The following is a 23,072-nucleotide window of genomic DNA, read 5'->3' as shown; positions in this document are numbered from 1 at the left end:
GCGTCTCCAAGATCGGATGCTAGAACCGAAACGAAATCGAGGCTGAACCAAACTGGTGCAGCCCGCCGGTCTGGCCCTGGAACTCCTGCGTCTGCGCGACATAGGCAAACGTCAGCCGCATGCCGTACGCCATCACCGCAAACCCGCCCTGCATCTCCCCCACGTCCCACACCGTCGAAACATGCGGCCCGCCGCGGAACGGCGAGGATTGCAGCAGCAGGTCGTAGGCCACCGCCTGGCCATCGACACCACCGAACACGTACCACGCGAACGGCCGCGTCGGGGTGAACGCATCGCCCCCGCTCAGTCCCGGACGCACCCGAGGCACGCCGAAGTCGGAGTTCAGCCCCTGCCCGAAGCGGAACGTGACCCCGGCCTGCAGATAATCCCGCAGGTCGCCGACCCCGACCGTCAGCGCCGGCAGCGCGTCGGTCTCCAGCCCGGCCACGGTGCCAAGCGGCATGCGCCAGGTGCGGTCGTGCGACAGCTCGATCGCCGGAGTATTCTGGATCTGGCCACCCCAGCCATTGGTCTGGTTCTGCCCGATCAGATCGTGAAAACCGTTCTGCACATTCTCCGCCCCCGACCCGGGTCCGACCACACCCAGGCTAAGCGTCAGCACGCTTCTGGTGTCCGCCGAGTCGCTCATCAGCGAGAAATTGCCCAGCAGAACCCCGGCATAAGGCCGATCGAACCGGTTCGGTACCGAAAGCGAGGTATCGGTCGGCGTGTAGATCTGCTGCATCAGATCGACCGCTACGCGTTGCTGCCCGTTGCCCCAAAGCGTGCGGCCAAGATCCGCCAGGAAATCGGGAACCACCGTGGTGGGTGAGGTCCAGCCAAGCCGCAGACCGTTCACATAAAGCCGGTCCGTCGGAGTCCCGGCCGAAATCGAGGCATTCTCACCCTGCAACGTCCAGATACCGGCTGTATCCGGCGCAGGCTGCGCCCTCGCCGCGATCGCTGGAAGCGTCAGCACCGCCACGACGGCCGTCATAGTCCGAAATTTCATCTAACAGGGGCTTTTGGTGTGAGGGGCAGCGAGGAGGCAAAACATCAGCCAGACATGATAGGCTAGACACCATTTCGTCAACACTTGAGATGCACCGAACGATTGCGTAACTTCAATCGAACGGGATGGGTGGCCGAGCGGTTGAAGGCAGCGGTCTTGAAAACCGCCGTGCGTGCAAGCGTACCGTGGGTTCGAATCCCACCCCATCCGCCATGCCGCCGTTTCCCGCCGTTTGCCACTCTAAAGCCGCAGTCGCTACGCCGCTGGGTCCCCGCAGGTTGCCTGACTGACGGCCTGTGGGACAAAGCACCGCGTTCCAGCGACCCACAACAGGAGAATTCCCTATGGCCCAGCGTGACGCCGTTTTCCCCGCCGGTCGGCATGACCTCTACACGTCACAGACCTATTCCGCAGCGATCAGATCAAATGATCTCCTTTTCGTGTCCGGTCAGGTCGGCAGTCGCAGCGATGGCTCGCCCGAGCCGGACTTTGAGGCTCAGGTCCGTCTGGCATTCGCCAATCTCGAGGCGACCCTGCAAGCGGGCGGATGCGGGCTTGACGATATCGTCGACGTGACGACCTTTCATACCGATCCCGAAAATCAGTTCGGCACGATCATGACCGTTAAAGCGAAGTCTTCCCCGGAAGCGCCTTATCCGAACTGGACGGCGATCGGCGTCAACTGGCTCGCGGGGTTCGACTTCGAGATCAAGGTCATCGCCCGTATCCCCGGCCGAATATTACCCGCTTAGAATTCTGAAACGGCGCGGGCGCGCGATATGCCGCGTGGAAATCCGCATGGCATATTAGTCGCCGCTCGCGCCGGTGTATGATCGGCGCCGTCCGCAAACCGCAACTATTGCGAGTCCGCCTCCCGAAAGCTGCCGGGCACCTAACGGCCAGTTCGAGCCATCGCGACCTCCGTGTGACCTGTACGGGCCCAGCCCTGCGTTTGAAGCGTGCCGAAGGCGCCCACCTATCGTAGCGCGATAGCGAGACATATTGCCCATCTTCATCGAGCATGGGCCGCCAATGGGCGCCAATTGCGCGACGTTATGCGACGTCGCCGCCGATGACAGGAGGTGGCGTCTGAAACGTAAGACCGACAAGAAGCGCCGAAAGCTGGCTGCCAGCGCAAACCACCGGCGTCGGTGCGATCGATGACGCCGCGAACCGCCACCTTGAGCGCGCGAAGCCGTGCCCTGGTTACGCCGCGCTCGACGGCTCCCGCCAGTGCGGATAAGTGACATAAGCCGTCACCGCGCCCTCCTCATGCGAGCGGATGGTGACCGCCTCGCCTTTAGGCATATGGACGATTTCGCCCGGACCGGCGGTGAGCGTCCCTGCGTCGGTCGAGACCGATAGCCGTCCTTCCAGGACCACCATGACATCGTCGACTGCGAGCGTCACGTCGATGCTCTGGCCGGGCGCGTAGCGTCCGTAGCCGATAGTGATCGGCCCGCCGTGCCGCTCGTCGATCAAATTGCCCGCGAACACGTCGCCGTGCTGCCCGGGCGAGCGTTCGAACGAAGCGTCGGCGATTGTGAATTTACGAACGATCACGGCGTCTCTCCATCTGACGCGGTTGAATGCGGTGGCTCATGCCAATTCATGAGCGTGTTGATCAGCCTGAGCCATTGTCGGGGGCGCTCATAGCGCTATGGCGTAGACATAGTGCCCACCTTCGTCCTGCACGGCCCGCCAAGCTACGCCGGGGCGAGCCACAGTATCCGCGGGTTTCAGCTCTTGTGCTCGCTGCTGCTTCGACAGAGCCGTAACGAGAAGATGGCGGCATCCCCTTCTCACTTTCGCCGAGTCACCGGACCTGAGCCACCCGGACCATAACGGTCGTCTCAATCACCTTCACCATAACTCGGACGCTTGCAACAATTCGCTCGGGGTCAAAGCCTTCGGCTTCAGGCTTGCCTGTTCACCACGTGCGGACAGGGCATCGATCAAGAGCGCACCGTAGCGTTTCCATAATTTGGAATTTACCCTGGATGAAAAGTCCGCCACGACACCGACCATCAGGATCATGGGAGGGATATCCTGCGCGGTTATTTCACTGCGCAGTCTGCCATCGTCCTGCGTTCTTTTGACGACTAAGGTTAGGAGCCTGATCAATTCGAGCCTGCTGGAGAAGATGACACCTTGCCCTTGGCGCGAGCTGAGCAAGGATTGACGCAGGCCCCTGTCCTCAGCGACGGACCGGAACATCGAGCACAGCAACGTCGTAAATCCCTCCCACGGATCGGGCGCCGCCAGGGCGTGGCTTGCGATCTCGACCATTCCCTGCATTTCGATCTCGAACAGCGCCGCCACAAGGCTCTCGCGGTCGGGATACCGTCGGTAGAGCGTGGCCACGCCGACGCCGGCATGGCGGGCGATGTCGTCCAACGAGACGTCCAGCGTCCGGGCGCTGAAAACCGATCGCGCGGCCGCGAGAATGCGCGCCTGATTGCGCGCGGCGTCCGCCCTGAGCGGGCGTTTCGCGCTGGCTTCGACCGTCATATTCGCTCCCTCTTCGATCTCAGATCTTTTGTGGAGACAGTTTCTCCGCTTAACGCTAAAAGGGATAAGTGGAAACGAAGTCTCCACTTGCACCGGTTCCCCAAGGGAGCAAGCCATGGTTGGTTCCACCTCACAAAACCAGTCCCTCGGCATCGCGATCATCGGCGCGGGCATTGGCGGGACGGCCACCGCGGTGGCGCTTGGCGAAGCCGGGTTCACTGTCGACGGTTTCGAGCAAGCGTCCGAGTTGCGCGAAGCCGGGGGCGCCGTCGTGATCCGCGAACCCAGCATGGCGCTGCTTGGCCGATGGGGCGTGCTCGACGACCTGCGGCCCAAGATGGTCGAGGTGAGCGAGGTGGAAGTCCGCGACGGCCGAGGATCGATCTTCGGCTCCACGCCGACCGCCGTCGAGGAGGGCGAGGCGAAAAGCGCATACAGCGTGCATCGCGCCGATCTGCATTACGCCTTGGCCTCGAAGATGCAACGCACCCGGGTCCATCTCGGTCATCGCCTCGCTTCGATCGAGAATGCGCCCGACCATGCGGAGGCGACTTTCCAAAACGGCCGCCATATTTAAGCAAAGCTTATCGTCGGGGCGGACGGACTTCGTTCGATCGCTCGCATCCTTCTCGACTCGACGCCGATGACTTTCCTCAAGCTGGTGACGAACCGGACTATCGCGCCCGCATCCCTTCAGCCTGCCGACATGCCCAACGATCGCCTTCGCACTTGGCTCGTCGGAAAGCTGACGTTTCTGCTTCTCCCGATCCGAGGCGGGGCGGAAGTCTGGGTCAGCGCAGGCATCCCCGCTCAGACGCCGCCGGAGACATCATGGAGTGCGACGTCCGCCGACGAACTATTATCTGCCTTCGCCGACGCTGACCCGCTGATAGTTCGCCTGATTGAGGGTCGGACCGCGGATGTGACGACCCATCCGATCTACGACAAGGAACCGATCGCGAAATTGGGCCGACCGTCGCGTCGTGCTGTTGGGCGACGCGGCCCATCCGATGTCGCCGATGAACGGTCAGGGCGCCAACCAGGCTATACAGGACGCCGGGGCTCTCGCAGCGGCGATGGTCGGACAACACCGTAACGATCTGCCGGGCGCCTTGGCCGAATATCAGGCTGCACGAGCGTCGGTGACGGCGCGCATCCAGACGCAGTCGCGCAAGCCGCCGTCGGCGCTGACTCGGTTGATGGCGGCTGCCCGATAGATGGAAAGGAGCGCCGGCTAGCGGCGATAGTCTTGATCGCCCTCGGGCGCAGCAGGCCATCACCACCGACACCGGAGTGCGATGGCGTCGGCGTAGTACCCAGCTTGATCCTGCACGGCCCGCCAGCAAGCTGGGTTTTCCATGGCTTTCCCATCCAGCCCCGGATGATGGCATCCCGGCGCTATCGTTCCCGTCCGACCAAGTGATCCCCCACACCCCCCGCCGATGCCGCCGCCGACCACCACCGCGTCGGCATGCGCCGGCAGCTGCGGATCGCTGCTGACCCGTTCGAGCGGCGCGGAGATCGCTTCCCAGGCAGTGTCCACATCAGGTGCTATACGGCTGTCAGGCGCTCGATGCCGTAAACCCGGTCGAGCACCAGCAGGGTTGCCACCGCGATCAACATCTGCACGACGCTGATCGCGGCGATCGAGGGATCGAAGTTGTTCTGCATGTAGCTGAGCATGACCACAGGCACTATGTTAGGGAACCGCCACGACCGAATGCGCCACCAGCAGCGCCGCGAAGGACAGGCCAAAGGACAGCGCCGAAAGAAAATACAGCAGCGAGAATCCAAGCACGATCGCCGGCACGCTGATCGGCGCCAGCAGCAGATTGGCCAGCAACCCCGCCGCTAGGCTGCGCGTCCGAGCGAGGGCGAGCGCGGCGGGACAGCCCCGGATGGCACCGATGAAGGCGGAGGCCAGCGCCAACTCGATCGAGGTGGTCAGCGCAGCGATGAACGGCTGGTAAGCGATCATCTTCGCATACCAGCGCAAGCTGAACCCGCGCAGCGGAAAGGCGATGAACGAGGCGTCAGAGAACGAGACGACGATCACCGCGGCGATCGGCAGAAGGATGAAGATCAGGAACAGAACAACATAAAGGCCGAGCAGCATCGTCGCGCCGTTGCCGCTTCGGAGCAGCCGGCGGAACCGCCTCATGCCGCCCTCCGATTCATGCCCCACGCCAGGTCACGTTCCGCTCCGGCGCCGCAACAGCGCGTATTGCAGGATGAAGCAAAGAACGGCGACCAACATCAGGATGTTGCCCATCGCGGCGGCGAAGCCGATGTCCTGCGTTGTCGTGAACTGGACGATTGGCGATAGCTGCACCTTGGCGCGTGAACTGGCGGCACGCGGCGTGGACCTGATCGACTGTTCGTCAGGCGGGATTCGTGCCGAGAACTCGATGATGGATTTCGCCAAGCGCCGGGTGAAGCTGAAGCGCGGCCACCAGGTTCCCTATGCCGAGGTGATCCGCCGCGACAGCCTTATCCCCACCATGGCGGTCGGCGTTATCCTGGATGGCCCGCAGGCCGAGACGATCCTGCAATCCGGACAGGCCGACCTGATCGCCATCGGGCGGGAGGCGCTGATGGACCCGCATTGGGCCCTGCACGCCGCCCAGGCGCTGGGGACAGACCCGAAGTGGGAACACTGGCCGCCGTCGTACGGATGGTGGCTGGAGCTGCGTGACCGGATCGGCGTCGAATAGCCCGAGCGACCGGTATGAGTAACCACGAAGTCTACACCGGCCGCCTGGTATGAAACCATTTGAGCAATACTGGGGCCTGTCTTCCGATTTGCAACACCTGGCGCATAGTCATAGCCAAGGGCGTGCATCGTCGTATCCGTGCGTCGCTCACCATGACGCCCCACCGATCAGCCGCGGACGTCCATCGCCGCGCGCAGGCCGTCGCCGACCATGTTGAAGCGGAAACTCGTGATGAAAATGCAGAAGCCAGGCAGCACGGTGACCAGCGGCTGGACATAGATCGCCGGTCACAGCGTGTTCAGCATTGGCCCCCCACTCCGCCAGCGGCGGTGCCGAAGTCCTGCCTAGCTAGCGCGGGTCAGGCTGCCGGCTGCTTGATCGAGGTGCGCCAGTGGATGTGATCCTGCTCCGGCGGGTAGTCGCCGGCAGCCTTGTGGTATGAACAGCGATTGTCCCAGATCACCACGTCGCCGACCTGCCATTTATGCCGGTACCGGGCCTCGGGCTGGATCATCAGCGCGGTGAGCTCCTCGATCAGACCGTCGCTTTCCTCGGCCTCGGCGCCTTGTATAGACACGATCTTGCCGGGGTCGAAATAAAGCGAGCGGCGGCCGGTCTCGCCGTGGGTGCGGATGATCGGGTGGAACACCGGCGCGCGGTCGCGGTCCTCGGGGTTGAGCAGCGCCTGGGCCTTGCGGCGGCCGCCATAGGTAAAGGCGCCGCTCACCCCGTCCAGGCGGCGGCGCAAGCGTTCCGGCATCGCCTGGTAAGCGGCGTAGCCGCTGGCGAACAGCGTGTCGCCGCCGCTGTCGGGGATCGCCAGGGCGTAGAGTTGTGTCGCCTTGAAGGGGATCGCGTCATAGGCGCCGTCGGTGTGCCAACCTTCGGCGCCGCGGCGGTAGATCGCCTGGTTCAACGATCCGTCGGGGTTGAATTTGCCGGTGCCCAGCACGGTGATCTCGGGCCGGTCGGGATGGCGCGTGGTTTTCGACGGGTGCGGCGAGACGATGCCGAAGCGGCGGCTATAGGCCAGGAAGTCGTCGATCGTCAGGTGCTGGGCCTTGACCACCAGCACGTTGCGGTCGAGCCAGGCCTGGTAGATCGGTGCGAATCCGGCGTCATCCAGGGTCCGCAGGTCCACGCCGGAAACTTCGACACCGACCTCGGGCGCAAGCGGACGTATCTGGACCATTGGCGGTGCCTCCTGCGGGGGAGAGGGAATGCCTTGGGCGGCGGATCGTCAAGCGCCTGCTGATCGTCAGGCGGCGGCGGATCGTCAAGCGCCTGCTGATCGTCAAGCGGCGGCGGATCGTCAAAGTCCCTGGGTCCGCGCCGGCGCCCCGTCAGGCCAACGCCGGATCACCCGGCCACCGCGAGATCGACAGGTGTCAGATATCGACAGATGTCAGATCCGATACGGCATCCTCACGCCGGGGTCGTCGGGCGGAAAGCCTTTGGAGTCCCGTGTCACCAACAGCATGGCGCGGACCTGAGCCGATGCCAAGACGATGGCATCGGGCAGTTTCAGCCGATGCTGGCGGCGCAACGTCACCGCGCGTTCGGCGACCGCCTGGTCGAGGTCCACCAGGGCGAACCCACCGAGGAAGCCCCGGGTTCCCGGTTCGGTGAGTTCCGGTGCCCCGATCATCACCTCCATCCAGGTGATGATGCTGATGGCCTTGTCCGGGAAGCGGTTCAATTCGTCGCGGGCGGCGGGCACCCCGCGCAGGAAGTCGATCAGGATGTTGGTGTCGAACAGCGCCTTCACCACTCGGCGCGGGCCTTGCGCTGATACGCCAGCCCGTCCATGGCGTCGGCGTCCCACAGCCCATAGGCGGCGTCGGCCGACTTGCTGGCACGGCGTTCCAGGTATTCGGCAACCGCTTCCCGGATGACCGCGGCACGGGGCTGCCTGACCCGTTCGCACAGCGCGGCCAGAGCCTGGATCTGGGTGTCGGGGAGGTCGATGAGAGTACGCATCTGCCGGGGTCCATATCTGATATCGACATCATATATCATCTAGCGGATCAAAGTTCAATTGGTTTCCGCTACGGACGCAGGTCGATCGGCGAGCCGGCGAGTGGTTTGCGCGTCACTTGGCGCGGTAGGCCTTGTGGCAGGCGCCGCACTGCTTGCCCAATTCCTTGGTATCGGCGGCCACCAGGTCGGTCGCGCCGGCCTTGGCATCGGTGGCCAGCTTGTCCGAGGCCTGCACCAGCGCCACCGCGATCTTCTGGAAGCCGTCCGGGTCGGACCAGATCTTCGGTAGCGCCTTGGTGTTTTCGCCGGTCTCGGAGCCCTTCGGGAACAGCGTCGGGATCACCCGGCCCCATTTGCTGATTGCCTTGGCCGGGACCTCCAGCGGCTTGACATCGCCCTTGGCCTCCACGACCGAGCGGATATAGGCGAAATCGCCGCCTTGCAGCGCATAACCGGCCTGGCGCACGGCGATCGGGTCGATGCCGCTGGCGCCACTGGGGCTGTCGGCCCGGGCGACACCCAGCGCGGCGAGCATGACGGCGGCGGCACATAAAGCGATAGGTTTTGTCATCCGGTAGGACCTTCCTGCTCGATTAATCTCTCATAATGTCGTAACGAACCTGTGCCGCCACGATGATTCGCTAGCAGGTTTATGGCGCAGCGGACAGACTGGCCGAACTTGACCAGAAGGATATTCATGACGGCCATCCAGTCCCTCGCCGTGTTTTGCGGCTCCCGCGTGGGCATCAACCCCGCCTATGCCGAAGCCGGACGGGCGTTGGGTCGCGGCCTGGCCGCGGCCGGCATCCGGCTGGTGTTCGGCGGCGGCCGGATCGGCATCATGGGCGTGGTCGCCGACGCAGTACTGGCCGCCGGCGGCCGAGCGCTCGGGGTGATCCCGGAGTTCCTGACGCAATGGGAAGTCGCGCACGAGAGCGTCACGCAGATGGTGGTCACCGACAGCATGCACAGCCGCAAGCGCCGTTTGTATGAGGAATCGGATGCGTTCCTGATCATGCCCGGCGGCCTCGGCACGTTCGACGAAGCGTTCGAGATCATCACCTGGCGCCAGCTCCGGCTGCACGACAAGCCGATCCTGTTGTGCAATGTGGCCGGGTCGGCCAACCCGCTGGTCGCCACCATCGATCACGCGATCGAGCAAGGCTTCGCCGATCCCGGAAGCCGCAAGCTGTTCGAGGTGATCGAGGGTGTCCCGGCGGTGCTGCAACGGCTGAACGCGCTGCCGGCCGGAACAGGCGGACATCCGGAGCGGCTGTAGCCGGCGACGTCCGCCCCGGCGTTGGCACCTGCATTCCAACGAGCGGCCCCCCGACGGCACTCTCCGACCGGGTGCCGCGACCTCCGACATCCGCTGGACGACCGGCGGATTGCCGACGACGCCGAATCCAGCGCCGGTCATGTCCTTTACCGGTGCGGCATGGGTCGAACTGTTCCAATGGGCGGGAGCCGGTAAGCCGTAGACGGGCGCGTTCAGGTCGCCGGCGATGACTGACGCGTTGAAGCTTAAGGCACCCAACCTAGCGAGGTCCGCCGCCCCGACCAACCGCGGACTGCCCGGGTGGCACAATCCCGATCCCGGCTCTCCCCCCAGGCGACCCTCCTGTCACCCATCTGCCTGCAACCCGCCCAAAGCCCTCACGCCGGGCTCAACGCCATCGCCTCCTCGGTGCGATGGCGCGCCGCGACCACCAGATACACCGCCGGCAGCACGAACAGCGTGAACAGCGTGCCGATCGACAGCCCGCTGGCGATCACCAGCCCCATGTTGAAGCGTGACGCCGCGCCAGCGCCCGAGGCGGTGATCAGCGGCACCACGCCCAGCACCATCGCCGCCGTGGTCATCAGGATCGGGCGCAGCCGCAATCCGGCGGCATGGATGATCGCATCCAGCTTGGTCATGCCGGCCCGCTGCGCTTCGTTGGCGACCTCCACGATCAGGATGCCATGCTTGCTGATCAGGCCCATCAGCGTCACCAGGCCGACCTCGGTATAGATATTGAGCGAGGCGCCCCCGAACCCGAGGCTGATGAAAACCAGCGCCCCGGCGATCGACATCGGGATCGACACCAGGATCACCAGCGGATCGCGAAAGCTTTCGAACAGTGCCGCCAGCGCCAGGAAGATGATGATCAGGGCTAGCCCGAAAGTGGCGACGAAGCCGCTCGATTCCTGCACGAACTGGCGCAACGGGCCAGCATAGTCGATCAGCACGTCGGGCGGCAGGTCCTGCGCGGCAATCCGCTGCAGCGCGTGCAGCGCATCGGCCTGCGACACCCCCGGCGACGGCACGCCCTGGATCGTCGCCGAGTTCTGCTGCTGGAAGTGCGTCACGGTCTGCGGCACCGTCTCCTGGCGCACCCGCGCGATCGCCGAGATCGGGATCGGCGCGCCGTTCACCGTGGCGACCTGATAGCGCATCACCTGATCGATGGTCAGCCGATGGCGTTGTTGCACCTGCGAGATCACCTTGTAGGACCGCGACCCCAGGCTGAAGTAGTTGGTGTAGGCGCCCCCCAGCAGGCCGCCCAGGGCATTGCCGACATCGGCCATCGACAGTCCAAGTCCGGCCGCCTTGTCGCGATCGATCTCCAGGACCTGCTGCGGCGCATCCACCTTCAGGTCGCTGTCGACGAACAGGAACAATCCGCTGGCGGTGGCATCGGCCAGGAATTTCTGCGCCTCGGGATACAGCGTGCCGATCGGCTGGGTGGACTTCAGCACGAACTGGATCGGCAATCCCTCGGCGCCCGGCAGAGCCGGCGGCTGGAACGCGACGATCCGCTGACCGGCCACCGCGCTGAGCTGGTTCTGCAGCTCCTGCTGGATCGCGGTGGCGCCGCGGCGGCGCTGGTCCCACGGTTTCAGCGTCACCCCCGAGATCGACATGATCGGGCTGATCACCTGGAAGGTCTGATCCGCCTCCGGTATCTTCTCCATGATGCCCTGCACCTGGTCGCCGAACAGTTGCTTCTGCTGCAGCGTGGCGTCGGGCGCCGAGGTCGGCAGCAGGATGACGACCCCTTGGTCGTCCTGCGGCGCCAGTTCGCTGCTGGCGCTGCCATAAAGGAAGTAGATACTGCCGATCACCAGCGCGGCGAACAGCAAGGTCACCGGCAAGGTGCGCAAGCTGCCGCGCAACCGCCGCTGGTAGCCGTTCTGCAGCCGGGTGAAGCCGCGATCGATCAGGTTGGTCAGCCGATCCGACCATCCGCCCGCCTGACCTTGCGCGTGCGGCCGCAGCAGCAAGCCGCACATCATCGGCGACAGCGTCAACGCCACCACCGCCGACATCGTCACCGCGCCGACCACGGTGAAGGCGAACTCGCTGAACAGCGCTCCGGTCAGCCCGGCCTGAAACCCGATCGGCACATACACCGCGACCAGCACCACGGTCATTGCAATGATCGGGTTGGCCAGGTCGCGCGCCGCCCGCATCGCCGCGTCCCTCGGGCGCATGCCCTCCTCGAGATGGCGGTTGACGCTTTCCACCACGATGATGGCATCGTCCACCACCAGCCCGATGGCCAGCACCAACGCCAGCAAGGTCAGCAGGTTGATGGAGAAATTCAGCGCCAGCATCACCGCGAAGGTGCCGATCAGCGACAGCGGAATCGTCACCACCGGAATGATCACCGAACGCGGCGAACCCAGGAAAGCGAAGATCACCAGCGTGACGATCAGCACGGTCTCCGCCAACGATCGCTCGACCTCATGGATCGAGCTGTTCACGAAGATCGTGGAATCATAGATCACGTCACCCGAAAGCCCGGCCGGAAGCTGCTGCTGGACCTGGGGCAGCACCGCCTTGACGCCGTTGACCACCGCCAGCAGGCTGGCCGAGGGCACCGTCTGGATGCCCAGATAGACGCCCTTCTGGCCATTGTATTCGACACTCGATTCGTAGTCGTCGGACCCCAGCGTCACGGTGGCCAGGTCACCCAGCCGGATGATGCCGCCGTTGACCTGCTTGACCACCAGGTTGCGAAACTGCTGCGCCGAATGCAGCGTGGTCGAGGCGGTCAGGTTCAACTGCACCATCTGGCCCTTGGTGGTGCCGATCCCGGCGACCACGTTGTTGCCGGCCAGCGCCGCGGTCACATCCGTCGCGGTCAGCCCATAGGCCGCCAGCTTCGCCGGATCCAGCCACGCCCGCAGCGCGAAGTTCTGCCCGCCCAGCAGTTCCGCGGTCTGCACCCCCGGAACCGCCTGCAGCCGAGGCTGCACGTTGCGCACCAGATAATCGGTGATCTGGTTCGGCGACAGGTCCTTGCTGGAAAACCCGATGATCAGCGCATCCAGCGATTGCCCGATCGCCACGGACAGCGTCGGCTGCTGCACCCCGGTCGGGAGCTGGTTGATCACCGAGTTGATCTTCGAGGTGATCTCGGTGATCGCCTTGTCGGGGTCGAAATTCAGCACCAGGTTCGCGGTGATCGTGCTGGTGCCGGACACGCTGTTCGAGGCCATGTAGTCGATGCCGTTGGCCTGGGCGATAGCGTTCTCCAGCGGCGTGGTGACGAACCCGGCCACGGTTTCCGGATCGGCACCGTAATAGACCGTGGTGATGGTGACCACCGCGTTCTCGGTCTTCGGGTATTCCAGGATCGGCAGCGCCTGGAACGCCTTCAGCCCGATCACCAGCAGCATCAGGCTGACCACCGAGGCCAGCACCGGGCGGCGGATGAAGATGTCGGTGAATTTCATCTACTGATCCCGTGGCACTGGCGCGGGGTTGTCCGTGGGCTGCACCGAGTTGTCGATCTTCACCGGCGATCCGTTATGCAGCTTCAACTGCCCGGCGGTGACCACCACGTCGTTCGCGGTGACACCCTTCAAGATGCTGATCTGATCGCCCCGCGCAGCGCCGGTGGTGACGAACTGCTGATTGACGACCTGCTGATCCGTCCCCTCCGCGCTCCCTGCGGCGTCCTTTGCATCGTGCCCCTGCGTGTCCTTCGCATCGCGCCCCTGCGCGTCTTTCGCATCGCGCCCCTGCGCGTCTTTCGCATCGTGCCCCTGCGCGTCCTTTGCATCGCGCCCCTGCGCGTCTTTCGCATCGTGCCCCTGCGCGTCTTTCGCATCGTGCCCCTGCGCGTCCTTTGCATCGCGCCCCTGCGCGTCTTTCGCATCGTGCAGCACATAGACCAGCGACCCGTACGGATTGAACGCCACCGCGGTGGACGGGATGGTCACCAGCGATTGCGGTTGGCCGGTGGCGACCGAGACGCTCAAATACATCCCGGGCAGCAGCGCCCCGTCCGGGTTCGCCACGGTTGCCCGCACCTGCAGCATCCGGCTGCTGGAATCGACCTTGGAATTCAGCGACGAAATCGTTCCCTCGAAGGTCCGCTTTGGATAGGCATCGGCGCTGATCTCGACCTTCTGGCCGACCTCTATTTGTCCCAACACCTGCTGCGGCAGATAGAAATCGACATACATCGGATCGAGCTGCTGCAACGTCACGATCGCCGTTCCGGCGGCGATATACTGCCCTTTGTCCACCTGGCGCAGCCCCAGCCGTCCGGCAAACGGTGCGCGCACCAGCTTTTCCGCCATCAGCGCCTGCTGCGCGGCAACCTGCCCGCGCGCCACCTTCAGGTTTGCGGCATCACTGTCCACCGTGGCCTGCGCCACGCCATGCGCCGCCAACTGCCGCTGATCCCGCTGCAAGTTGATCGCGGCAAGCTCGGCATTGGCCTGCAACTGCGCCAGCTTGGCGTCGTCGTCGTTCGGCCGCAGCCGCAGCAACTCGGTGCCGGCGGCCACCGTCTGGCCGGACTGGAAATCGATCCGGTCCACCACCCCGGCGACCTCGGCCGCGAGGTCGGCGCCGTTGGAGGCGCGCGCCGAACCCACCGCGGTCTGCCTCGGCTGCCAAAGCTGCATCGAGGCCTTGGCGGTGGCGACGGTGGAAACCTGCGATCGGATCGTCGTCACCACGTGCTTGATGATGCCGGCCTTGAACTGCTGGAACCAGATCAGCCCGGCCGCCAGCAACGCCACCAGCAGCAGCATCACGCTCATCCGCAGCCAGGTCCTGGGCCGGCGCTGGGTGGTGCGCGGCAGTGTGGTGGTGTCGTTCATGGCAGCACTCCGCAGCACTTTGCGACCGCCGGATCGACGTCGCTCCGGTGCCACCAGCCGCCGCCCAGCGCCTGGAACAAGGCGACGGTGTCGGTGAAGCGGGCGGCACGGGCGACGATCAGGTTCAGTCGCGAGGAGAAATCGGTTTGTTCAGCCGTCAGCACGTTCAGATAGGTCCCCGCGCCGGCGGCGTATTGCGAGCGCGCCACGGCCAGGCTGTTGGCCGAGGTTTTCTGTGCCGCCAGCGAGGCTTGCAGGGTCTCCGCGTCACGCTCGATCGCCACCAGGGCGTTGGCGACATTCTGGAACGCGGTGTTCACCGTGCTGCTGTACTGCGCCGCGGCAACCTGCAGCGCGGCCTGCGCGGCACGCCGGCGCGCAGTCAGCGTGCCGCCCTCGAAAATCGGCTGGGTGATGCTGGTAGCGATGCTCCAGACGATGCCGGCCGGGGTGAACAGGCTGGATGGGTCGATGCCGGTGCGGCCATAGCTGCCGGTCAGCGAGATCTGCGGCAGCATGTTGGCCGTCGCCACCCCCACCGCCGCCGTCGCCGAGTGCAGCAGCGCGCCATAGGCTCGGATGTCCGGCCGCTGCTCCACCAGCCGCGACGGCAGCGAAACCGGCAGCTGGTTCGGCAGCGTCAGCCCGGCAAGATCCAGCGTCAGCCTGGCATATTGGTCGGGACGGCCGCCGAGATACACCGCCAGTTGGTTGCGGGTCTGCTGCAATTGCTTGCGCAACCCGGGCAAGGTCGCGACCTGGGTGTTGAGCAGCGATTGCTGCTGCAGCACGTCCACCTGGCTGACCCCGCCCAACTGGAACCGCTGCCGCGTCAGGTTCAATCCGTCGGTGTCGGCGCGGATGATGTCGTGCGTAGTGTCGATCTGTTCCTGTAATGATGCTTCGGTGATCGCGGCGTTGATCACGTTGGCGACCAAGGTCAGGTCGGTCGCCTCCAGCTCGAAGCGCTGGTACTCGGCCTCGGCGTTCAACTGCTCGATCTGGCGGCGGATGCCGCCGAAGGCGTCCAGCGTGTAGGACACGTCAAGCGCCCCGGTATACAGCGAGAAGGTCGAAGATCCGCTGCCGAAGCCAAACCCGGCCAGCGATTCGCGCTGGCGTTGAAATTCCGCGCTGGCGCTCACCTGCGGCACCAGTGCCCCCTGTTCGGCTCGGGTGTTTTCGCGCGCCTGGCGCAGCGTCGCCTGGGCGGCGGCGACATCGGGATTGGCTCTCAGCGCCTGAACCACCAAGGCGCTGATCTCGGGCGAATGGAACAGGTCCCACCACGCGCCCTGAATGTCGCGGTCCAACGCCAGCCGCTGTGCCGAACCGCCCGCGGTGGCGGCCGCCACAGTGCGGTCGGGCAGCGCCGCCTCGGTGAAGCGGGTGCTGGGCGGCGGCTGCGGCGGATGGAAATCGGGTCCCACGGCGCAGCCGGCCAGCACCGTCGCCAGCACCGCCACCCCGAGTCCAAGCGCGGCCCTGGCCGCGACGACCCCAAGCGCGGCCCTGGCCGCGACAGCGGGGCGACTGACCGGCCAAACGGTTGCAGCGGAAGCCATAAGTCGATCATATTCCTATACCAGCGGGTCCAGTATGTGCCATGCTGGACCCATCGGTCTAGTATCTAAATCGAGAGGACAGCGATGGTGCCTGCTACCGTGCTTGCTCCCCGGGCCACTACACGATCCGGGCGGCCCAAGGACACCGCCAAGCGTTCGGCCATCATCACGGCAGCGCGACGCCTGTTTGCCAGTCAGCCGTTCGACCTGGTGACCATGGAGGCGGTGGCGGGTCTGGCAGGCGTGTCGAAGATGACCGTCTACAGCCACTTCCAAGATAAGGAAACACTGTTCGAGACCATCGTCGCAGCCACCGCCCAGCAGATGATCGCCGCGCTCTCGGCACCCGAACATGGCGCGTTGCGCGACCGTCTGCTGGCGGTCGGCACCGGCTTCCTCGACGTGATCCTGGGATCGGACATCTGCAACATGTCGCACACCCTGCCCGGCGCGCTGCGCGCCAACCGTGAACTGGCGGAGCGGTTCTACGCCGCCGGCCCCGGGCGGGTGCGCCGGGCGCTCGCTGCAATGATCGCGGCCGCGGCGCGGCGCGGCGAGTTGGCGGTGGATGACGCCGACCGCGCGGCGGATGATCTGGTCAGCCTGTGGGAAGGCAGCCTGCCGGCGCGGATCGCCTTCGGCCTGGCCGAACTCAGCACACATGAGGAAATCCGGCGCCGAGCGCTGCGCGGCACCGAGGTATTCCTGCGCGCCTATCGGGCCTGAACCAGGTCCGCAATCCAGTTCCGAACCGGGTCCGCAATCTGTAGACTTCAGCGCTGATTGGCACGGTTGTGTCAGCACCAAGTGGCACGCCGGAATGCCCGAGAGCGGTGGGTTCGCAACCGTCCGCTTCTGGCAGCGGCCTCACTTGATCGGACGTGACATGGCAAAAACGAGCAGGCTCCGGTAGCAACGAACGTCGGCGAGGAAGGAGATGCACAGAGGACGCCGAGGCCCGAGTTCGATGGGTAGAACAAGAACTGGGATGCGCCCAATGGCAGCATCTCACGGATGCTACCAAAGCCTTCCTCGCAGCTTTTGAAGCTCGGACCGATCCTGTAACGACGTGGATATCCCGCCGGGACACGTACAGCTATGCCGTGTTTTTTGTGGTGGTTATCGCACGCCAAAGACGCGCCGATCTTGATCGTCGAACGAGCGGAGTTACCACTCATGACCACGGAGGACCTGATAGACCTGCTTGATCAAGCAGTGCCGCTTTCGACCGAGGAACGCACGGCCCACCAAGCCCGGTGGCAGACGCTGAGAACGGAAAACGCCCCGCTCCGCGTAATACAGGGTGAAGCTCTGGTTTCCGCGCAGTTCGACTATTTTGATACTATCCTTCTCCGCCATGCGACTCGTGACTGGAAGAAAATGGTACAGATTGTCGGTGACACCTTCGCGGAATTTTACGATGCTGGCGTCTATCAAACCTGCGACCTGGTTTTAGCCGCGCGCCTTGCCGTCCTTGCTGAGACAGGATGTTTAGAATGGCGAGGCGATCTCGCTCACATGCGGCACTGCGAATTGCGCCTGCCAGCCGTCCCCCACTGAGCCACCGTTGCAAAGCTATAACCGCATAAGGGTCAATTCCCATTCTCGGAGAACGGGATCGGCTCCCACCGATCAGGGTGCCTTGGCAGCAGGTGCGCCAGGCTGGCGGCCGAAAGTGCGGTATACGGGCGGCCGCGAGATGGAGAACAGCTCGGCGAGATCGCTGATCGAGTAGTCGCCGCTGTCGTACATCGGGTCCGAAAAATCAGTTCCGAAATCGGGTCCCAAATCATTTTCCCAATCAGCTTCCCCTGGGCGATCGTGCCGCCGCCGTCAGTCCGCCGCGTCCTCCACCAGCACGATGTGCAGCCGCCGCGGGCCATGCGCGCCAAGTTCCAGGGTCTGCTCGATATCGGCCGAACGCGACGGCCCGGTGACGAACATCACGTTGCGCGGCATGCCGCCGGCCACGGCGCGCAGCCGGTCCCAGCCGTCCTCATAGGCGCCGACGATGGCCTCGGCGCGCAGCACCGCGATCTCGGTATCGGCCAGCAGGTTCAAGGTCACCGGCCGGTCCGGCGCGCTGGGCAGCATCAGCGTGCCGGTTTCGGCGATGCCGGCGAAGCCGTGCTGCACGCTGACCATATCGGAGTCTTCGGCGCGTCCCTCGCGGATCTCCAGCAGCGGGCGCGCCGACCAGGGGATCGCCCGCAACTCGGGATGCGGCGCCATCACCACACGGCCGGGCAGGTTCTGCGCCGACAGGTAGTCCACCACCGCGCCCGGCACCGCATCCATGTCGGCGACCCTGGTCACCGAACCAAACTCGCGCTCGACATTGCGCACGAAGAGATCCACCTGTTCGGCGTGCGGCAGACGCGAGCGCGCCGGGATCAGGTGGCGCGGATGCGACGCCAGGCGGCCGCGCAGCATCGCGGTCTGATCCGGCGGCAGCGCGCCGCGCTTCAGGCCGCGCCGGATCGAGGTCAGGATCTCCTGGCGCCCCATCAAACCCATCCGGCGCGTTGCGCCTTGGCGTAGCGGGCGAAGAAGGTGTCGCCCTCGGGCGCCGGCAGGTCGCGTTCGGCGGTCCACCCGCGCGCCAGCGGCATCGCGGCAAACCGCCCCTTGCGGCGTCCCAGCAGCCCCAATCCGACCGCCGCCGCTCGGGTCGCCAGGCGATAAAGCGATGGCCGCCTGGCGAAGAATCCCCATACCGCCAGGTTGGTCCGGGTCGCCGCCGGGGTCAGGTGACGCTCGAACTCGCGTTCACGCCAGTGCCGCATCAGCTTCGGCAGCGGAATCCGCACCGGGCAGACGCTTTCGCATTTGCCGCAGAAGGTGGAGGCGTTCGGCAAATGCCCCGCCTTGTCCACCCCGATCAGGCTGGGGGTCAGCACCGCGCCCATCGGGCCGGGATAGACCCAGCCATAGGCGTGGCCGCCGACCGCCGAATACACCGGGCAATGGTTCATGCAGGCGGCACAGCGGATGCAGCGCAGCATGTCCTGGAACTCGGTCCCCAGCATCGCCGAACGGCCGTTGTCGATCAGCACCACGTGGTATTCCGCCGGCCCGTCGAGGTCGTCCGGCCGCCGCGCGCCGGTCGAGAACGTGGTGTAGACCGAGCAATCCTGGCCGGTGGCGGACCGCGCCAGCACCCGCAGTAGCGACGTCGCATCCTCCAGCGTTGGGACGCATTTCTCGATGCTGGCCAGCACGATGTGGACCCGTGGCAGGGTCTGCGTCAGGTCGCCGTTGCCCTCGTTGGTGACGATCACGCTGCTGCCGGTCTCGGCAATGAGGAAGTTCGCCCCGGTGATGCCAACATCGGCGGCGAGGAACTTGGAGCGCAATTTCTGCCGCGCCTCGACCAGCACGTCGCGCCGTTCGGTGAACGTGCGGTCGGCCGGCAGGTCGGTGTGGGCGGCGCGGAACGCGGTCTCCCAGTCTTCCATGTTCAGATGGAACGCCGGGGCGATGATGTGGCTGGGCAGTTCGTGGCGAAGCTGGATGATGTACTCGCCAAGATCGGTCTCGACCGGAGTGATGCCGTGGCGTTCCAGGTGGTCGTTGATCGCGATCTCCTCGCCGATCATCGACTTGCCCTTGGTGACGGTGCGGGCGTTGGCCGCCTGGCAGATCCGCAGCACCGCGTCGCGCGCCGCGTCGGCATCGGCGCACCAGTGCACCTTGCCGCCCGATTCCAGCACCTTGGCCTCATAGGCTTCCAGGTAGAAGTCGAGGTTGGCCAGGGTATGGTTCTTGATGTCGCGGGCGGTATCACGCAACCGGTCGAATTCCGGCAGCGCGGCGACCGCGGCGGCGCGGCGGGCGATAAAGCTCGGGCCGCTGCGGGCCAGCGCCTTCTGCAGGCCGGCATCGCCCAGCGCGGCCTTTGCGTTCCGCTTGAAGGCGGGAGAGGTGGCGATGTGCATTCCGGGTCTCGTTTACAGGTGCTTCAGGATAGCCCGGGGAACGCCGCGATCCTATAGCCGACAAGGCCTGCCCGAGGCACGCCTTCCGGCGGTCGGCGCGCGCCGTTAACCGAAAATCAACCATATGCCGCTCTGATCGCGTCCCGCTGTCCCCGGTTTAGGGGCAGAAACAAGGGAACCCCGGATGAATGATCTCGTCGCCGGCGCCGATCCGGACGCGTTGCGCACCATGCTGCGCGACATCGCCGCCCGCGACCTGCTGGGGCGCTTCACCGACACCCATTCGCTGCCCCATATCGCCGCGCTCGCCGAGAGCATCAGCGCCGCGCAGTATTTCGTCGCCAACATGCAAAACGCCGCCCGCTTCATCCGCAAGCCCGACTACATCGACCACGCCCTCGCCGCCCGGTCGGTTGACGGCCTGCTGCTGGAGTTCGGCGTCGCCACCGGCCAGACCATCAACCACATCGCCGCCGCGCTGCCGCGCCAGACGGTCTACGGCTTCTACGTCTTTACCGGCCTGCCCGAGGATTGGCGCCCCGGCTTTCCCGCCGGATCGTTTCGCCAGCCGGCGCTGCCGCCGGTGCGCGAGAACGTCGAGCTGATCGTCGGCCTGTTCCAGGACAGCCTGCCCGGCTTTGTCGACACCCATCCCGGCCCGATTTCGCTACTGCACGTCGACTGCGATCTGTATTCCGCGACCAAGACGATTTTTCGCTACCTCGGGCACCGCCTGGTCACCGGCAGCATCATCCTGTTCGATGAGTACCTGAACTACCCCGGCTGGCGGCAGGGCGAATTCAAGGCGTTCCAGGAGTTCCTCGCCTGGTCCGGCCAGAGCTACGAATACATCTCCATGGTCAGCGTCCACCAGCAGGTCGCGGTGCGCATCACCAGCGGCTGATGCCAGCGGTCGCAATCAAAGGCTTGCACCGGGGATAGCGCGGCGATCCTATGGGCCGCGCTGGTCAACGGAATTTCGAGTGCGAGCGCGTCAGAGCCGGCATAAGGTTCTCTCGCAGGAGAGAATTTGACCATGGGTGTCATACAAATCAGCTTGCCCGACGAGCTCAAGAAGCTCATCGAGCGCGAGGTAGCGGAGGGCAAGGCGACGAGCGAGGCCGAATTCCTCATTGAGGCCGCTAGGAAATACTTCGAGAGCCAGGAGCTTGAAGACGAGCTGGTGGACGTCGCTGAGGCAGGCATCGCGGAAGCAGAAGCCGGTCATTACACGACGATCGCCAGCTCCGACGAAGGGACGGCTTGGCTCGAGCGGAAGATGGCGAAGCTGCGCGAGCGGCCAACCCCAGATAAATAGTGCCCTTCCGCCTCGTCGGTGTCGCGGACGACCAGATCGACAAGATCCTTCAGGGAAGCGAAGCGAACTGGGGGCTTGAGGGAGCCTATCGTTACGGCCGTCTGATTCTGGCGGCTATGACTGCGATCGGAGAGTCTCCGGCCCTCCCGGGGTCACGTCCCGTAACTCTCGTGCGCGGAGTGCGGTCGCTCCATCACTACTCGGCGCGCCGTTTCGTAGCTCCCGAGCATCGGGTTGGCCAGCCCCGGCACCTGGTGCTCTACCGCATCGCGCCGGAAGGCGCCGTTGAGATCCTCGGCGTGGTACATTACCGGCAGCAGCTCCCAAGGGCGGCCCGGCGCGCGCAGCGCGAGGCTGGTGGCTAGAGCATATTTAGCATGACTGTGCATGCCGAACATGGTCTAGCTCTTTGTTTTGTCGCATGATTCCCGCGCCTTGAACGAGCCACGATAGATCTCCTTTGTCAGCGTCCACCAGCAGGTCGCGGTGCGCATCACCAGCGGTTGATGCCGCGCCGGCGCGTCCGGCGCGGCATTGAGGTCGTGCCGCCGGCGCGCCCATGCGGGCCGCATGGCCGGGGCTGGGTCTTGGCCTCGGAGGCTGGCTCCGTTATCCGTTGTCCGGCGACAAGCGGAGGACAGCGGATCATGACGCGCACGCACAACATCGCGGTGCTGCCCGGCGACGGCATCGGCAAGGAAACCGTGCCCGAATCGCTGAAGGTGCTGGACGCCGCGGCTCGGCGGTTTGGCTTCGACCTGAACCTCACGCATTACGACTGGTCGTGCGAGACCTACAAGGACACCGGACTGATGATGCCCAGCCACGGGCTGGACCAGTTGGCGAAGTCGGACTCGATCCTGCTGGGAGCGGTGGGCTGGCCGGGCGTGCCCGATCACGTGTCGCTGTGGGGCCTGCTGATCCCGATCCGGCGCGGCTTCGACCAGTATGCCAATGTGCGCCCCTGCAAGCTGCTTCCCGGCGTGCGCACGCCATTGGCCGGACGCACCGAGGCCGACATCGACTTCTACGTGGTGCGCGAGAACACCGAAGGCGAATACTCTTCCGTCGGCGGCCGCATGTTCCCCGACAGCGACCGCGAGTTCGTCTCGCAGCAGAGCATCTTCAGCCGCCAAGGGGTGGACCGGATCCTGAAATATGCCTTCGAGCTGGCGATGACCCGACCGAAGCGGCACGTGACGTCGGCGACAAAATCGAACGGCATCATCCACACCATGCCATACTGGGACGAGCGCTTCGCCGCGATGGGCAAGCAGTATCCTGACATCCGCACCGACCAGTATCACATCGACATCCTGTGCGCGCATTTCGTGCAGCATCCGGACTGGTTCGACGTCGTGGTGGGGTCCAACCTGTTCGGCGACATCCTGTCCGATCTAGGCCCGGCGGTCGCCGGCTCGATCGGCATTGCCGCCAGCGCCAACATCAATCCCGAACACAAGTTCCCCTCGATGTTCGAGCCGGTGCATGGGTCGGCGCCCGACATCGCCGGCAAGTTCATCTGCAACCCGATCGGTCAGATCTGGTCGGCCGCGCTGATGCTGCAGCACCTGGGCGAGGCCGACGCCGGCCGCGCCATCGTCGATGCGATCGAGACCTTGCTGCGCGAGAGCGGCCCGAAGACCCGCGACATGGGCGGCCAGGCCGGCACCGGCGATGTCGGGACGGCGATCGCCGAACTGGTGGCTGAACGGTAGTTCGCGCGTCGCGGTCGATGCCCGGACCGGTCTGACGTCACGACCAATAACCGTGCCACCTGTCGGCTGCCCAGTGCCGGGCGCGCTTTGCGTCGCCCGCGTTAATCTTACTACGATGTAATGATCTGCGTTTATCGGCGTGCATCTGCGGCTCAATACTTCTACAGCACCGCTTCAACCCCCCGCCGGCCCCGATCGACCTCCATCCCGC

At 65.1% G+C, this 23,072-nt stretch carries 25 protein-coding genes, 1 tRNA gene and 1 pseudogene; 12 read left to right on the top strand and 15 right to left on the bottom strand.

The window, feature by feature from the left end:
* Positions 1–19 precede the first annotated feature (19 nt).
* Positions 20–997 (bottom strand): lipid A deacylase LpxR family protein, encoded by a 978-nt coding sequence (locus ACQY4T_RS06290; RefSeq protein WP_428539003.1) that lies wholly within the window; start codon positions 995–997, stop codon positions 20–22.
* 138 nt (positions 998–1,135) lie between these two features.
* On the opposite strand from ACQY4T_RS06290, the gene ACQY4T_RS06285 reads away from it, so the two are divergent.
* Positions 1,136–1,225, top strand: a tRNA-Ser gene (locus ACQY4T_RS06285).
* Positions 1,226–1,356: 131 nt separating this feature from the next.
* Positions 1,357–1,764, top strand: coding sequence for a RidA family protein (locus ACQY4T_RS06280; RefSeq protein WP_428539001.1), 408 nt, complete (start codon positions 1,357–1,359; stop codon positions 1,762–1,764).
* 454 nt (positions 1,765–2,218) lie between these two features.
* On the opposite strand, the gene ACQY4T_RS06275 is transcribed toward ACQY4T_RS06280, so the two are convergent.
* On the bottom strand, positions 2,219–2,575 hold the full coding sequence (locus tag ACQY4T_RS06275) for a hypothetical protein (RefSeq protein WP_428538999.1): 357 nt from the start codon (positions 2,573–2,575) through the stop codon (positions 2,219–2,221).
* Positions 2,576–2,875: 300 nt separating this feature from the next.
* Positions 2,876–3,523 (bottom strand): TetR/AcrR family transcriptional regulator, encoded by a 648-nt coding sequence (locus tag ACQY4T_RS06270; protein ID WP_428538997.1) that lies wholly within the window; start codon positions 3,521–3,523, stop codon positions 2,876–2,878.
* A gap of 115 nt (positions 3,524–3,638) precedes the next feature.
* Here ACQY4T_RS06270 and ACQY4T_RS06265 point away from each other — a divergent pair, with 115 nt between their 5' ends.
* Complete coding sequence (locus ACQY4T_RS06265; RefSeq protein ID WP_428538995.1) at positions 3,639–4,100, top strand: FAD-dependent monooxygenase; 462 nt, start codon at positions 3,639–3,641, stop codon at positions 4,098–4,100.
* Positions 4,101–4,455: 355 nt separating this feature from the next.
* Positions 4,456–4,740 carry an FAD-dependent monooxygenase gene (locus ACQY4T_RS06260; RefSeq protein WP_428542747.1) on the top strand — a complete coding sequence of 95 codons (285 nt, stop codon included), beginning with the start codon at positions 4,456–4,458 and terminating at the stop codon, positions 4,738–4,740.
* Positions 4,741–5,074: 334 nt separating this feature from the next.
* Here the strand turns inward: ACQY4T_RS06260 and ACQY4T_RS06255 are convergent, their stop codons facing one another.
* Together ACQY4T_RS06255 and ACQY4T_RS06250 are read right to left on the bottom strand one after the other, a co-directional pair.
* A complete protein-coding gene (locus ACQY4T_RS06255; RefSeq protein WP_428538994.1) occupies positions 5,075–5,206 on the bottom strand; it encodes a hypothetical protein in 132 nt (43 codons plus the stop codon).
* 16 nt (positions 5,207–5,222) lie between these two features.
* Positions 5,223–5,684: an ABC transporter permease gene (locus ACQY4T_RS06250; protein ID WP_428538992.1), complete on the bottom strand. Its 462-nt coding sequence runs from the start codon at positions 5,682–5,684 to the stop codon at positions 5,223–5,225.
* A 70-nt stretch (positions 5,685–5,754) separates the two neighbouring features.
* Here ACQY4T_RS06250 and ACQY4T_RS06245 point away from each other — a divergent pair, with 70 nt between their 5' ends.
* A complete protein-coding gene (locus ACQY4T_RS06245; protein WP_428538990.1) occupies positions 5,755–6,237 on the top strand; it encodes a hypothetical protein in 483 nt (160 codons plus the stop codon).
* Between the two features lie 358 nt (positions 6,238–6,595).
* On the opposite strand, the gene ACQY4T_RS06240 is transcribed toward ACQY4T_RS06245, so the two are convergent.
* The 4 genes from ACQY4T_RS06240 to ACQY4T_RS06225 form a co-directional block, all read right to left on the bottom strand.
* A complete protein-coding gene (locus tag ACQY4T_RS06240) occupies positions 6,596–7,429 on the bottom strand; it encodes a TauD/TfdA dioxygenase family protein (RefSeq protein WP_428538988.1) in 834 nt (277 codons plus the stop codon).
* Positions 7,430–7,642: 213 nt separating this feature from the next.
* On the bottom strand, positions 7,643–8,008 hold the full coding sequence (locus ACQY4T_RS06235; RefSeq protein ID WP_428538986.1) for a type II toxin-antitoxin system VapC family toxin: 366 nt from the start codon (positions 8,006–8,008) through the stop codon (positions 7,643–7,645).
* Positions 8,002–8,217 carry a ribbon-helix-helix protein, CopG family gene (locus tag ACQY4T_RS06230; RefSeq protein ID WP_428538984.1) on the bottom strand — a complete coding sequence of 72 codons (216 nt, stop codon included), beginning with the start codon at positions 8,215–8,217 and terminating at the stop codon, positions 8,002–8,004. The genes ACQY4T_RS06235 and ACQY4T_RS06230 overlap by 7 nt, the downstream gene beginning before the upstream one ends.
* A 112-nt stretch (positions 8,218–8,329) precedes the next feature.
* Entirely contained in the window at positions 8,330–8,788 is a 459-nt protein-coding gene (locus ACQY4T_RS06225; RefSeq protein WP_428538982.1) for a c-type cytochrome, read from the bottom strand.
* A gap of 126 nt (positions 8,789–8,914) precedes the next feature.
* Between ACQY4T_RS06225 and ACQY4T_RS06220 the strand changes: the two genes are divergently transcribed.
* Positions 8,915–9,496, top strand: a complete 582-nt coding sequence (locus ACQY4T_RS06220; protein WP_428538980.1) for a TIGR00730 family Rossman fold protein — start codon at positions 8,915–8,917, stop codon at positions 9,494–9,496.
* Between the two features lie 377 nt (positions 9,497–9,873).
* Here the strand turns inward: ACQY4T_RS06220 and ACQY4T_RS06215 are convergent, their stop codons facing one another.
* The 3 genes from ACQY4T_RS06215 to ACQY4T_RS06205 are packed head-to-tail and all read right to left on the bottom strand — an operon-like array spanning position 9,874 to position 15,887.
* Positions 9,874–12,942 (bottom strand): efflux RND transporter permease subunit, encoded by a 3,069-nt coding sequence (locus ACQY4T_RS06215; protein ID WP_428538978.1) that lies wholly within the window; start codon positions 12,940–12,942, stop codon positions 9,874–9,876.
* Positions 12,943–14,322, bottom strand: coding sequence for an efflux RND transporter periplasmic adaptor subunit (locus ACQY4T_RS06210; RefSeq protein ID WP_428538976.1), 1,380 nt, complete (start codon positions 14,320–14,322; stop codon positions 12,943–12,945). It lies immediately after the preceding gene.
* Positions 14,319–15,887 carry an efflux transporter outer membrane subunit gene (locus ACQY4T_RS06205; RefSeq protein WP_428538974.1) on the bottom strand — a complete coding sequence of 523 codons (1,569 nt, stop codon included), beginning with the start codon at positions 15,885–15,887 and terminating at the stop codon, positions 14,319–14,321. The genes ACQY4T_RS06210 and ACQY4T_RS06205 overlap by 4 nt, the downstream gene beginning before the upstream one ends.
* 84 nt (positions 15,888–15,971) lie before the next feature.
* Between ACQY4T_RS06205 and ACQY4T_RS06200 the strand changes: the two genes are divergently transcribed.
* Positions 15,972–16,613 (top strand): TetR/AcrR family transcriptional regulator, encoded by a 642-nt coding sequence (locus ACQY4T_RS06200; protein WP_428538972.1) that lies wholly within the window; start codon positions 15,972–15,974, stop codon positions 16,611–16,613.
* A 450-nt stretch (positions 16,614–17,063) separates the two neighbouring features.
* The gene (locus ACQY4T_RS06195) at positions 17,064–17,447 is read left to right on the top strand and encodes a DUF3658 domain-containing protein (RefSeq protein WP_428538970.1); all 384 of its coding nucleotides are present in this window, start codon (positions 17,064–17,066) and stop codon (positions 17,445–17,447) included.
* A gap of 72 nt (positions 17,448–17,519) precedes the next feature.
* Here the strand turns inward: ACQY4T_RS06195 and ACQY4T_RS06190 are convergent.
* The 3 genes and pseudogenes from ACQY4T_RS06190 to ACQY4T_RS06180 form a co-directional block, all read right to left on the bottom strand.
* Positions 17,520–17,639, bottom strand: a pseudogene (locus ACQY4T_RS06190) (helix-turn-helix domain-containing protein); the annotation flags it as partial.
* 81 nt (positions 17,640–17,720) lie between these two features.
* Positions 17,721–18,395: a LutC/YkgG family protein gene (locus ACQY4T_RS06185; protein WP_428538968.1), complete on the bottom strand. Its 675-nt coding sequence runs from the start codon at positions 18,393–18,395 to the stop codon at positions 17,721–17,723.
* On the bottom strand, positions 18,395–19,825 hold the full coding sequence (locus ACQY4T_RS06180) for a lactate utilization protein B (protein ID WP_428538966.1): 1,431 nt from the start codon (positions 19,823–19,825) through the stop codon (positions 18,395–18,397). Before ACQY4T_RS06180 ends, ACQY4T_RS06185 begins: the two co-directional genes overlap by 1 nt.
* Positions 19,826–20,009: 184 nt before the next feature.
* On the opposite strand from ACQY4T_RS06180, the gene ACQY4T_RS06175 reads away from it, so the two are divergent.
* The 4 genes from ACQY4T_RS06175 (at position 20,010) to ACQY4T_RS06160 (ending at position 22,861) form a co-directional block, all read left to right on the top strand.
* Positions 20,010–20,729 carry a class I SAM-dependent methyltransferase gene (locus tag ACQY4T_RS06175; RefSeq protein ID WP_428538964.1) on the top strand — a complete coding sequence of 240 codons (720 nt, stop codon included), beginning with the start codon at positions 20,010–20,012 and terminating at the stop codon, positions 20,727–20,729.
* Between the two features lie 126 nt (positions 20,730–20,855).
* Positions 20,856–21,143 (top strand): ribbon-helix-helix domain-containing protein, encoded by a 288-nt coding sequence (locus tag ACQY4T_RS06170; protein WP_428538962.1) that lies wholly within the window; start codon positions 20,856–20,858, stop codon positions 21,141–21,143.
* Complete coding sequence (locus ACQY4T_RS06165) at positions 21,143–21,508, top strand: type II toxin-antitoxin system RelE/ParE family toxin (RefSeq protein WP_428538960.1); 366 nt, start codon at positions 21,143–21,145, stop codon at positions 21,506–21,508. The genes ACQY4T_RS06170 and ACQY4T_RS06165 overlap by 1 nt, the downstream gene beginning before the upstream one ends.
* A 282-nt stretch (positions 21,509–21,790) precedes the next feature.
* Complete coding sequence (locus ACQY4T_RS06160; protein WP_428538958.1) at positions 21,791–22,861, top strand: tartrate dehydrogenase; 1,071 nt, start codon at positions 21,791–21,793, stop codon at positions 22,859–22,861.
* Positions 22,862–23,072: the final 211 nt, after the last annotated feature.

The organism is Rhodopila sp. (assembly GCF_965277825.1).
GTDB lineage: Bacteria > Pseudomonadota > Alphaproteobacteria > Acetobacterales > Acetobacteraceae > Rhodopila.
The sequence above is the reverse complement of the archived record's forward strand: the minus strand, read 5'-3'. Positions and strand labels throughout refer to the sequence as shown.